The 12,758-nt window shown below is 49.7% G+C and carries 8 protein-coding genes and 1 riboswitch; of the genes, 2 read left to right on the plus strand and 6 right to left on the minus strand.

All coding sequences use genetic code 11. The features are described from left to right. The first annotated feature begins 71 nt into the window (after positions 1 to 71). Entirely contained in the window at positions 72 to 2,591 is a 2,520-nt protein-coding gene (locus tag CIB36_RS07930) for a heavy metal translocating P-type ATPase (protein ID WP_093989047.1), read from the plus strand. Between the two features lie 20 nt (positions 2,592 to 2,611). Then, positions 2,612 to 2,875, plus strand: a complete 264-nt coding sequence (locus tag CIB36_RS07935) for a metal-sensing transcriptional repressor (protein WP_093989048.1) — start codon at positions 2,612 to 2,614, stop codon at positions 2,873 to 2,875. 24 nt (positions 2,876 to 2,899) lie between these two features. On the opposite strand, the gene CIB36_RS07940 is transcribed toward CIB36_RS07935, so the two are convergent. The 6 genes from CIB36_RS07940 to mtaB all read right to left on the minus strand — a co-directional run bounded on the left by CIB36_RS07940 (position 2,900) and on the right by mtaB (position 12,529). Further along, positions 2,900 to 3,250, minus strand: coding sequence for a DUF3221 domain-containing protein (locus CIB36_RS07940; RefSeq protein WP_158662631.1), 351 nt, complete (start codon positions 3,248 to 3,250; stop codon positions 2,900 to 2,902). Further along, positions 3,247 to 4,734 (minus strand): polyphosphate:AMP phosphotransferase, encoded by a 1,488-nt coding sequence (gene pap, locus CIB36_RS07945; protein WP_093989049.1) that lies wholly within the window; start codon positions 4,732 to 4,734, stop codon positions 3,247 to 3,249. The genes CIB36_RS07940 and pap overlap by 4 nt, the downstream gene beginning before the upstream one ends. Positions 4,735 to 4,864: 130 nt before the next feature. After that, positions 4,865 to 6,280, minus strand: coding sequence for an NCS2 family permease (locus CIB36_RS07950; protein ID WP_093989050.1), 1,416 nt, complete (start codon positions 6,278 to 6,280; stop codon positions 4,865 to 4,867). A 138-nt stretch (positions 6,281 to 6,418) separates the two neighbouring features. Continuing rightward, positions 6,419 to 6,521: riboswitch (purine riboswitch) on the minus strand. Positions 6,522 to 6,767: 246 nt separating this feature from the next. Beyond that, positions 6,768 to 7,298: a flavin reductase family protein gene (locus tag CIB36_RS07955; protein ID WP_324612373.1), complete on the minus strand. Its 531-nt coding sequence runs from the start codon at positions 7,296 to 7,298 to the stop codon at positions 6,768 to 6,770. A gap of 104 nt (positions 7,299 to 7,402) precedes the next feature. Beyond that, positions 7,403 to 11,128: a phosphoribosylformylglycinamidine synthase gene (locus CIB36_RS07960; RefSeq protein ID WP_093989052.1), complete on the minus strand. Its 3,726-nt coding sequence runs from the start codon at positions 11,126 to 11,128 to the stop codon at positions 7,403 to 7,405. 111 nt (positions 11,129 to 11,239) lie between these two features. Beyond that, positions 11,240 to 12,529: a tRNA (N(6)-L-threonylcarbamoyladenosine(37)-C(2))-methylthiotransferase MtaB gene (gene mtaB / locus CIB36_RS07965; protein ID WP_093989053.1), complete on the minus strand. Its 1,290-nt coding sequence runs from the start codon at positions 12,527 to 12,529 to the stop codon at positions 11,240 to 11,242. Positions 12,530 to 12,758 lie beyond the last annotated feature (229 nt).

Genomic DNA, 12,758 nt, shown 5'->3' on the forward strand with positions numbered 1-12,758 from the left:
ACAAACCAAAATAAAGTGTGTTATAGTGTAGATACCCCCACGGGGTGGGTGTGTTTTGCGAGGTGATTACTTTGAAAGAAAAATTTGATATAACCGGTATGACCTGCTCGGCCTGCTCGGCTCGGATAGAAAAAACAGTAGCTGGCCTTGATGGCGTAGAACAGGTAAACGTTAACCTGTTAAGCAATTCCATGACTGTAGAATTCTCAGACAAGGTTACTGCAGATGGGATCATCCAGGCGGTAGAAAAAGCAGGTTATGGGGCTTCCCAACACAGCTCGGTGCCGGTGCGGCGCAAGGCCGAGCAAACAGAAGATCCTGCGGTAAAACAACAAAAAAACATGAAGCTAAGGCTGATTTTATCGATTGTCTTTACGGTGCCTCTGTTTTATATCTCCATGGGGCATATGTGGCATTTCCCGCTCCCAAGGTTTTTGGAGGGGAATGAAAATGCGATAGCTTTCGCGTTTACGCAGTTTCTTTTGATGCTCCCTGTGGTTTTTGTAAACTTCTCTTATTTTAAAAATGGGTTCCGGAACCTGTGGCATCGCGCTCCAAATATGGATTCCCTGATCGCCCTTGGGTCGGCCGCCGCAATGATTTACGGCATTTTTGCCATTTATAAAATCGGGTATGGCCTAGGAATTCAGGATCTTGACATGGTACACGATTACCGGATGGATCTGTATTTTGAATCCGCCGCCATGATCTTGACCCTGATCACATTGGGCAAATACATGGAATCCCGGGCAAAGGGAAAAACCGGAGAGGCGATCCGCAAGCTGATGGATCTAACGCCCAAAACAGCCTTTGTCCTCCGTGGCGGCGAAGAGGTGGAGATCCCAATAGAACAGGTGATAGTTGGCGACTTTGTGCGCGTGAAAGCAGGACAGACGATCCCGGTAGACGGTGTTGTAACAGAAGGCGCCGGCACGGTAGATGAATCTGCACTGACTGGCGAGAGCATCCCAGTATCTAAAACGGTCGGCGATCCTCTGACCGGAGCCAGCATCGTCACCTCTGGTTATCTGGTGTTTCAGGCACAAAAAGTGGGCGATGATACCACGCTTTCCCAGATCATCAGCTTGGTGGAAGAGGCTTCTTCCTCCAAAGCGCCTATCGCTAAATTGGCGGACAAAGTCAGCGGCGTATTTGTTCCGGTCGTGATCTCTGTTGCAGTGCTCTCCACTATCATTTGGCTTCTATTTGGCGCCAGTGTGGAGTTTGCTTTGTCGATCGGAATCTCTGTTTTGGTGGTATCCTGCCCGTGTGCTTTGGGGCTTGCAACCCCTACCGCTATTATGGTGGGTACTGGGAAAGGTGCAGAACAGGGGATTTTGATGCGTTCGGCAGAGGCGTTGGAAACCGCCCATAAGATCAATACCGTTGTTTTAGATAAAACAGGAACCGTCACGGAAGGAAAGCCGGCGGTAACTGATATACTTCCTGCAAGCTCCTGCACGCAGGATCATCTGCTGACAATAGCATATTCTCTGGAACGGCTTTCCGGCCACCCGCTTGGAAACGCGGTCGCCGAATATGCGCAGGCGCAGAACACAGCTTATCAGCCCGCGGCAGATTTTACCGCCATTGAAGGGCAGGGAATCGCCGCCGTAATTGATAAAAAACGCTGCCTTGCCGGAAACCGGGCCATGATGACAGCAGAGGGCATCCCGCTGGAGGGTTGGGAAAGCCGCGCCGACCAGTTAGCGGCCGAGGGAAAAACGCCTCTTTATTTTGCGGAAGGCAACGCCCTTTTAGGCGTGATCGCGATCGCCGACCCAATCAAGGCAACTAGCCGGGAGGCTGTGGAACAGCTGACCGCTATGGGGATCGAAGTGATCATGCTTACCGGCGACAATGCTAAAACGGCAGAAGCGATCCGCAAGCAGGCCGGGATCAATACAGTAATCTCTGATGTTTTGCCGCAGGAAAAAGAACAGCATATCCGGAAACTACAGGCTCAAGGAAAGCTTGTTGCCATGGTTGGGGACGGGATCAACGACGCGCCCGCACTGGTTCGGGCGGACGTAGGGATCGCTATTGGCGCTGGGACCGACATTGCGATCGACTCTGCGGACATTGTCCTGATGCACAGCGATCTGCTGGACGTTGTTTCAGCCGTCAAATTAAGCCGCGCTGTGATCCGCAACATCAAGCAAAACCTGTTCTGGGCATTTTTCTATAATACGATCGGCATCCCGCTGGCCGCCGGCGTCTTATTCCCCGCTTTCGCTTTAAAACTGAATCCTATGTTTGCGGCAGCGGCTATGAGCTTTAGTTCTGTCTTTGTGGTGAGCAACGCACTTCGGCTGAAATGGTTCTCGCCGCAGCTTAAAAATATCAAACAAAAAACAATTCTATCAGGAAAAGAGGAACAAACAATGGAAAAAACAATGATGATCAACGGTATGATGTGCGCCCATTGCTCCGGCAGGGTGGAACAGGCCTTAAATGCAATCGACGGCGTATCCGCTAAGGTGGATCTGGAAAAGAAGCTGGCCCGCGTTTCTTTCAGTAAAGATGTTTCCGATGATGTACTTCGGAATGCTGTGACAGACGCAGGATACGAAGTAGTGTCCATTCAGTAACAAAAGGGAGGGATCTACCCATGATGGCAGATTCTAAAACGGTGCTGCGGCTGTTAAAAACAGCCCGCGGGCAAATCGACGGGATTATCCGTATGGTGGAGGAGGACCGCTACTGCATTGACATTTCTAACCAGCTAATGGCTACGGAATCTATCCTCCGGAAAACAAACCGGGAAGTCATTCACGCACATATGGAGCACTGTGTAAAGCAGGCCATGGAAACCGGCGACTCGGAAGAAAAGCTGAAAGAGGTATTAGCTTTGATCGACAAGTTGAACCGATAAGCAAAAAAGCAGAGTGAGTAAAACTCACTCTGCTTTTTTAAGTTCCGCATCATTTTCTACTAAAGAAACAGCAAATACTTCGTGGATCTGTGCGGGATAAGATTCCGCGACCGAACCGGAATATGCGACACGAACCAACTGTCCCTCTTCTAACAAAGGCAGCTTATCCGCTGGGATTTCCACCGTACTGACCATGATCTGATCTGCGCTTTTTCGTTCCGGTTCCCCGGCTAGCGGTTCCACCAACACAGCATGATCAAAGACCTCCAGCACCTTGGCGTCAAAGTCCTGTGCGCTTGCCGACTCCGCGCAGCTTGTCACCACAAGGCAAAGAAAACACAGGAAAACTAATATAACAGCCGCTCCCTTTTTCATGATTCTTTCTCCAGCCGTTCCTCGATCGCGCTAATCAAAATTTTCAGCGCCTTAATTCTTGCGAACCGCTTATCTTGGGATTCAATGATATTCCACGGGGCAAAATCGGTCGAGGTATTTCGCAGCATGTCGTTGACAGCTTCTTCATAAAGGCTCCATTTTTCCCGGTTCCTCCAGTCCTCTTCTGTAATTTTCCAGCGTTTGGCCGGCGTGTTTTCCCGTTCTTTGAACCGTTTTAGCTGTTCGTCCTGATCAATATGGATCCAGAATTTCACAATTACCGCGCCCCAGTCGGATAATTCTTTCTCAAACTCATTGATTTCCCGGTAAGCGCGGCGCCATTGGTCTTGTGTACAAAAGCCCTCGATCCGTTCCACCATGACCCGGCCGTACCAAGTACGGTCAAAAATAGCGATATGCCCCGTTTTAGGCAGGCGTTTCCAAAACCGCCATAAATAGTGATGCGCCAGTTCCGTTTTATCTGGGGCGGCGACCGGGATCACTTCGTAGCCTCTCGGGTCGAGCGCTGCGGCCACCCGTTTGATGTTCCCGCCTTTCCCGGCCGCATCCCAGCCCTCATAGGCGATCACCACCGGAATCTTTTTGCGGTAAAGCTTGTTATGAAGTTTTTTCAGCTTTGCCTGCGCTTCCTTTAACTGCTGTTGGTAACGATCCGGTTCGATCTGTTTATCCAACCGGATCTCCGATAACTTTGGAATAGAAACCAAATCAAAATCCCCCGGCTGGATTTCCCCGCTTGTGGATTTACCGTCTTTCCTTTCCAAGGCACGTTCAATTTCCGAAACTACTGTCCGGTATATTTGGATCACCGCGCTGTTCTGATCGTGGCTTCCTACGATCTGCCACGGTGCATATTCCGTGCTGGTTTCCCGAAGTGTTTGGTCAAACACCTGATAGTAATCATCATAATGCCGGTTGCGTTTCCAGTCCAGTTCCGTTACCCGCCAAGCGGTATTTTTGTTTTCCTCCAATTTGGAAAAACGTTTCTTTTGCTCCTTCTGGTCGATGTGCAGGAAAAATTTGATCAGCAAGGTCCCGTCGTCAGCAAGCTGGCGCTCAAAGGTCTTGACGCTTTCGATCCGTCTAAGACGCTCCTTTCTGGATACCTTTTCCTCCAAAACGGCTGTCGTAATATCCTGATACCAGCTCCTGTCAAACACAGCGATCTCCCCCTGGGCAGGGATCGCTGTCCAGTACCGCCACAAAAGCGGTTTCCTGGATTCCGCCGCATCCGCGCCGACAAATGATGTAACTCCTGCACCGCGGGGATCAAAATTAAGAATCAATTTGGAAATAAGGCTCCCCTTTCCCGCGGCGCCCCAGCCGTCAAACAGAATGATCACCGACAGTTTTTTCTCTTTCACCTGCTGCTGCAATTCTGTCAAACGCAGCTTCAGGCGTTCTGCCTCCGGTTTGTACTCTTCTTTGATCATAACCTTTTTTAAGTTGACTTTTTCCAACATTCCAGTTACACCGCCTTTCATTACCCTTATTATACATCAGAAAAAGAAAGAATACACTTATTTTTACAAAAAAACAACGGCAGAAAGCTTTTAAAAGCTTCTGCCGTTATCAGAGAATTTTTTAGAATGATTAGTGGGTCAGGAACAGCATCGCCAAGAACAGCAGCGTGATAACCCAAGTCCCACCTTTGATTTCTCGAACTTTTCCTGTGAACAGCTTGATCGCAACATAAGAGATCAAACCAAACGCGATACCGTAAGAAATATTATAAGCAAACGGCATGAACGCGATCGTCAAAAACGCCGGAACAGCCACATCAATAGAATGCCAGTCAATCTCTTTTACGCAAGCCATCATCAGAACGCCGACATAAATCAAAGCGGCAGCTGTTGCGCAGCTTGGAACCAGCTGTGCGACCGGGCTTAAGAACATTGCGATAAAGAACAGGACCGCTGTGGAAATAGAGGTCAACCCAGTCCGTCCGCCCTCTGCAACACCGGAAGAGGATTCTACGAAAGTAGTAACGGTGGAAGTACCGCAAACCGCACCAGTAGTGGTGGCAATCGCATCAGCCAGCATTGCGCGGTCCATGTTTGGAACTTCCCCTTCTTTGGTCAGCATGTTGCCGCGCGCGCAGGCGCCGTAAAGGGTGCCAAGGGTGTCAAACATATCCACCATACAGAACGCCAAAGCTGTGGTAATGATAATCAAAACAAGGTTTGCCGTACCATGAGCATCCGCATACGCAGAGAAGTTAAAGCCTTCGGTGAACACTTTCCCGAATGCTTCTGTGCCAAATGCCTTAAACGCCTCAAACGGACTGGACATCGTAATTCCCAGATTTGCATAAAAGTCCGGAACAGTGAAACCTAACAGGTAGTACAGAACGGCGCCGCCAAGGATTCCCCACAAAACTGCCCCGCGGACGTTTCGTTTGGACATAATAGCGATCGCCAGTACCGCGATCACAGTTACCAGCATCGGCATAATGGTAGCCCAACTGCCTTCTGTCAGCAGGTTAAAGGAACCAAGGGTGACCCCGGTAGAGGTGCTTGGAACAACGATCTTCGCATTCTGCAGACCCAAAAATGCAATAAACAGGCCGATACCAGCCGGAATTGCAACCCGGACTGTCTGCGGGATCGCAGTAAAGATCTTTTTCCGCAGGCCGGTCGCCGTCAGGATAATGAAGATGATACCATCAAACAAAACCAATACCAACGCATTCGCGTAGGTCAGGCCAAAGCCGACACAGACTGTGTAGACAAAGAAGGCGTTGAGTCCCATCCCGCTGGCCTGTGCAAGCGGCAGGTTGGCAAGCAAGCCGATCAACAGCGTACCCACTACTGCGGAGATCGCGGTAGCGATGTAGATCGCGCCGTAAGAAACGCCCAAAGGCATGGAACCATCACCGAACGGATCTGCAAACATGTTGGCATTTACCATCAGGATATACACCATCGCGAAGAAGGTGGTGATCCCGGCCAAAATTTCAGTCCGGACTGTTGTTCCATGTTCTTTCAGTTTAAAAAACTTCTCTAACATTTTGTTTCCTCCTATTGAAAAAAATAAGACCGGTCAAGCCAAAGCCCAATCGGTCACCAGTGCAAAAAGTGCATCCCTTGTTTCGACCCTAGTTTTATCAAACAAAAGCGCAAAAGCAAGGTGTTCCGCCAAGGCGGACCTAAACCGAAGAATCCTTATAGCGCAGACAATTTAAGGTTGCCGCATAGAGAATCTCATTCCATATCAATGAGCTTATATAAGTACTTCCAACAGAAAAAAAGAAAACGGAATCGTTTTCTTTTTTCGTCATTTCAAGCAGTTTTTACAACTGTTATGCCTATATCTTACACTTTTTTACAACACATTTCAATAGTAATATGAAAGAATTGTTAATTTTATTTATATTAACTATGAAAAAAAGTGAAAATTAGGCATTATGATGAACCTTTTAAAATTTGTTCTCATCCCGGCAAGCCTCAAAAACAAAAGCCAAACATGCTTTTCCATGTTTGGCTTTTTGATGATGTTATTTTTTCAGGTAGGCGCTCTGCACCTCAGCAAAATAGCAGTGATGGTAATCGTGCTCAGGATACCATTTCTCAATCCCCTTGTCGATCATCTCCTCCGGTTTGATGTCATATGCATACATCTTCCGGCAAACCAACACCATATCCGCTTCCTCAAACCCCACTGCCCCGTCAAAATCACGGGCAGTCAGGCCGCATTCCTTGGCTTTGTCGTAATCCCGCCCGGAGTGGCTCCCGCAAAAATTGAGCGCCGGACGATACGTTTCCCCGCGGAAGAAAGACAGGGTGAACAACTCGCCCTGTTCTAAAAATTCAAAGGTATACCGCTGCGGCCGGATAAACGAATTGACCACCGGTTTTCCCCAGAAAATCCCCATGGTGCCCCAGCTGGCGGTCATGGTATTGTAATGCTCCATATTGCCGCCGGTGATCAGATACCATTCCTTGCCAATCAGTTCAAACGGATTTACTTTTAATACAGATGGATCTCCCATCAGGTCCTTTTGTTCTAGTTTTTTAAATTCGGCCATCATAATCTCTCCCTTTCTATGCTTTATTATAGTAGTTTTTTCTGAAAAAAATGACTGCTCCGGGCAGAGCAGTCATTTTTTAGGAATGAGCTGTCAGCCCATACTTATTTTGTAAAATATTCTACACCGGAACGGAAGATCATTTGATCCTTATCTCCCGGTACATTTTTACAGATATTGCTACCGATTCGCTCACTGTGGCCCATTTTGCCCAATACACGGCCATCTGGAGATGTGATCCCTTCAATGGCAGTCATAGAGGTATTCGGGTTGAAACGGATGTCATAGGTCGGGTCGCCGTTTAAGTTGACGTACTGGGTCGCGATCTGCCCATGATCCGCCAATTTTTTGATCAGCCCTTTATCCGCCACAAAGCGCCCTTCCCCGTGAGAGATCGCAATGGTGTGGATGTCGCCGACATTCACGTTTGCGAACCACGGTGATTTATTGGAACAGATCCGGGTGTGGACCATCTTCGACTGATGGCGGCCGATGGTGTTAAAGGTCAGCGTCGGCGCGTCGTTTTCCATTTCTACGATCTCGCCGTAAGGCACCAGCCCCAGTTTGATCAAGGCCTGGAACCCGTTGCAGATCCCCAGCATCAAACCGTCGCGGTTTTGCAGCAGTTCGTGAACGCTGTCCTTGATCATCGGGTTGCGGAAGAAAGAGGTGATGAATTTCCCGGATCCTTCCGGCTCGTCCCCGCCCGAGAAGCCGCCCGGGATCATGATGATCTGGGACTGCTGGATCAGCTTGTTGAATTCCTGCACGCTTTCTTCGATCTGGGAGCTGTTCTGGTTTTTGACGACGAACACCTCAGCTTTAGCGCCGGCACGTTCAAATACCCTTGCCGTATCGTATTCGCAGTTGGTGCCCGGGAATACCGGGATCAAAACGCGCGGTTTTGCAACCGGCTGCGACGCTTTCAGCCGTTCTACCGGCTGATGGTAGGTAATGGTATTTACCGGTTTGCTGGTGGTCTTGATATTGCACGGGAAGATCCCTTCCAGCTTGTCCTCATACTGTTTTTGCAGAAGCTTTAGATCTAGCATCTGCAAAGACGGGAACACCACCATATATTTAGAGGTCGTAACGCCGATAATATCTAGTTTTTCCGCCTGAGCGGAATCGCCGCGCAGTTCTACCAGGAAGCCGCCGTATACCGGGTTAAAGATCAGGGTATCATCCAGTTCCTTGACAAATTTCATCCCGATCTGGTTGCCCATTGCCATTTTAGCAACTGCTTCCGCAATCCCGCCGGCAGACAACGCGTAGCAGGATTCCGCATGCCCCTGATCGATCAGCTGTTCTACTAAATCAAAGGTTTCCTTCACGCTGCCAAAATCCGGGAGGCCGTGCTCATCATAACGCGGTAAAATCAGTGCTATAGGGTTCCCCGCATTTTTAAACTCCGGTGAAACGACCTTGTTCGCATCTGTCACCGACACTGCAAAGGATACCAAAGTCGGCGGTACATCAATATCCTCAAAGGTTCCGGACATGGAATCCTTTCCGCCGATCGCGGCAATACCCATGGAAATCTGCGCCTGATACGCCCCCAACAGAGCTGCCAATGGCTGGCCCCAGCGTTTCGGGTCGTTTTTGGTGCGTTCAAAGTATTCCTGGAAGGTAAGCCAGCATTGATGATAGCTTCCGCCCACGGCAACCACCTTTGCAATGGACTCTATCACCGCATACATTGCACCCAAATAGGGACTCTGTTCACTGATCATTGGGTTAAAGCCCCATGCCATCACAGAAGAAGTGTCAGTTTGCCCCTCTAAAACTGGGATCTTCGCGACCATCGCCTGAGTCGGGGTCATCTGGTGTTCCCCGCCGTACGGCATCAGAACAGTCCCTGCGCCGATAGTGGAGTCAAACCGTTCCACCAGCCCCTTTTGAGAGCAGAGATTCAAGTCGGACAGATGCTCCATCCAGTCTTCGGCTGTATTTTTATAATCATGCACCGGCTCAACAGCCTGCTTTGTTACAACTATGTCGGTATGTTTGTCTGCGCCATTAGAATTTAAAAATTCTCTGGAAAGGTTGACGATCTCATTGCCCTGCCAGGACATTCTCAGCCTTGGTTCTTCTGTTACCCGAGCAACGACCGTCGCCTCAATATTTTCTTTTTCCGCCTCAGCAATGAAGCGCTCTACATCTTTTGCACGGACTACGCAGGCCATCCGTTCCTGAGATTCAGAAATCGCTAGCTCGGTGCCGTCCAACCCATCGTATTTTTTCGGGACCGCGTCCAAATTGATTTCCAGTCCGTCCGCCAGTTCCCCGATCGCGACGGAAACACCGCCCGCGCCGAAGTCGTTGCAACGGCGGATCAGGGTAGTTACCTCCGGTTTGCGGAACAAGCGCTGCAATTTCCGTTCTTCCGGCGGGTTTCCCTTCTGTACTTCGGAGCCGCAGCTTTCAATAGATTCGATGGTATGGGATTTAGAGGAGCCAGTCGCTCCGCCGCAACCGTCGCGCCCGGTCTTTCCGCCCAGCAGAACGATCATGTCGCCCGCTTCCGGCACTTCCCGAATCACATGGCTTGCCGGAGCCGCGCCCACAACAGCGCCGATCTCCATTCTCTTTGCCGCATAGCCGGGATGGTAAATCTCTGCCACATGCCCGGTAGCCAGCCCGATCTGGTTTCCGTAAGAGCTGTACCCGTTCGCAGCGCCCACTGTGATTTTTCTCTGCGGCAGCTTTCCTGCCATGGTATCCTTGATCGGCAGCAGCGGGTCGGCCGCGCCAGTCACACGCATCGCCTGATAAACGTAAGAACGCCCGGACAACGGGTCGCGGATCGCCCCTCCCAAACAGGTGGCGGCGCCGCCGAACGGTTCGATCTCGGTCGGATGATTGTGGGTTTCGTTTTTAAACATCAGCAGCCAGTCCTGCTCTTCCCCGTCGATCTCCACCTTGATTTTTACAGAGCAGGCGTTGATCTCTTCCGATTCATCCAGATCCTTCAAAATGCCGTCTTTTTTCAGTTTCTTTGCCGCAATGGTGGCCAGATCCATTAAGGTGACCGGCTTGTCCTTTCTGCCCGCATACAGTTCTTCCCGGGTCAAAAGGTATTCACGGTAAGTTTTTTCAATGAAGGGATCCTCGATAGTAACATGTTCAATATTGGTAGAAAAGGTAGTGTGACGACAGTGATCCGACCAATAGGTGTCGATCATCCGGATCTCGGTGATCGTAGGATCTCTTTGTTCGGTTTCCTTAAAGTAACGCTGGCAAAAAGCGATGTCATCGCAGTCCATTGCCAGTCCATATTTTGTGACAAAATCAGCCAGCTCCTGCTCGGAAAGCGCAATAAACCCATGCAGCGTTTCCACTGAGGACGGCGTTTCATACTTCACGTTCAAGGTGTCCACCGGTTCCAGAGAAGCCCCGCGGCTTTCTACCGGATTGATCAAATAATCCTTGATCTTTGCAAATTCTTCGTCCGTGACCGCACCGCCCAGCAGGTATACCCGCGCGTTGCGCACCGCCGGCCGCTTATCCTGCGTCATCAGGCTGATGCACTGCGCCGCAGAGTCCGCACGCTGGTCAAACTGTCCCGGCAGGTATTCGATCGCAAACACACGGTTTCCCTCCACCTGGGGCAGTTCCGTGTAGGTGACGTCCACAGCCGGTTCCGAAAGAATCGTGACCGTTGCCTGATCAAACGCTTCTTTGGAAAGTCCTTCCACATCATAGCGGTTTAGTAGGCGCACAGATTCTACACTGTCGATTGCAAGCGCTGTTTTCAGATCGCTTAAAATATGAGCGGCTTCTACAGCAAACTCTTCCTTTTTCTCAACGTAAATACGAAAAACTGACATCTGCCACACTCCTATAATTTTTTAAAAATTGTCGCAATTTTATTATACTAAAAAAAAACACAAAATTCTATAGATAATTATTACATTTTGCATAAAGGAACGATCTTTTATCTATACAAGTTCGCCAGTGCAGTGATCACCCTGAACGCCGGTAATGCGCACAGAAAAGATCTTGCGAGACAAAGGGAGGTCTGCCTTTACAAAAACAGGCACATAATTTTTGGTGTGTCCCTCCGTTCCCTCTTCGGTAACCGTGCATTCAAACAAAACGTCAGCCACGGCTCCAACCTGAGCCTTTAAAAATATTTCCCGGTTTTCCTGGGCTGCCTGCATCATTCTCCGGCTGCGCAGCTCTTTGGTGCGGCGGTCAAGCTGGCCGGGAAAAGCCGCGGCACGGGTACCCTCCCGCACCGAGTAGGAAAACACGTGCATCTGCGCAAAGCCGATCTTTCGGGCAAAGGACAGGGAGGCTTCAAACTCCGCCTCCGTTTCTCCGGCAAAACCCACCATAATATCGGTAGTGATGGCGCAATTCGGAAAATGGTTTCTCAGCTTATCCACCAAAGCTTCATAAAAGGCGGTGTCATAATGCCGGCGCATCCTGGCTAAGGTTTCATCACACCCGCTTTGCAGGGAAAGATGGAACTGCGGGCAAAATTTTTCCTGCCGGCTCATCCGTTCAATATCATCATCGGAAAGGAGCTCCGGCTCCAGCGAGCCAAGCCTTACCCGGACGATCCCTTCGATCGAACAAGCAAGCTCGACTGCGTCGATCAGACGCAGTCCGCATTCCTTTCCATAAGAAGAAAGGTTGATGCCTACCAGCACTACCTCCTGATACCCGTTTTGGGCGATCTCCTCTAATTCCTCCCGCAGGGCATCCAGCGGTTTGCTCCGCACCGGGCCTCTCGCCTTTGGAATGATGCAGTAGGAGCAGTACCGGTCGCATCCATCCTCAATTTTCACAAAGGCGCGGGTCTTTTCTGTAAAGCGGGTAGTCTTCATGGATTCAAATCCTTCCCCGGCGCGGTGCGGGGTAATGTCGACAATACGCTCCCCTGTCGCCAGTGCCCTACGGACATATTCCACCAGACGCGCCCGGTGGTAAGAGCCGGTGATGATCTGCGCTTCGGGCAGATGCTCCGCCTTTTCCGGAAAGGCCTGCGGCATGCAGCCGGTCAGCGCCAGCACAGCGTCTGGATTTTGCCGGCGAAACCGATGCAAAACCTGCCTTGTTTTTTTATCCCCAGAGGCAGTCACAGTACAGGAATTGATGACATACACATCCGCCTGATCAGTATCCTCTACCAATTCAAAGCCTTCCGCGGCAAACCGTCCTTTCAGATTCTCTGTTTCATACTGGTTCACTTTACAACCCAGTGTATAAAATGCAATTTTCATCCTGCTGCTCCTCTCCAAATCATCTTTGTGCATTTTGTTTGGTAAAAAATAGCAGTTTAGCAGTGAGGCTTTGAGTTTCTATGTTAAAATTGTGACAATATGCCTAAATACGCTGTTTTCTATCTCTTGCAAGCCTCTTTTTACCATAAAAATACCCGGATATTCTATGTTTAACCGCACAAAAATGAAAATAAATATTTGTGCATTTTCCACATATACTTTTTTTCTT

The organism is Massiliimalia timonensis (assembly GCF_900186585.1).
Taxonomy (GTDB): Bacteria; Bacillota; Clostridia; order Oscillospirales; family Ruminococcaceae; genus Massiliimalia; species Massiliimalia timonensis.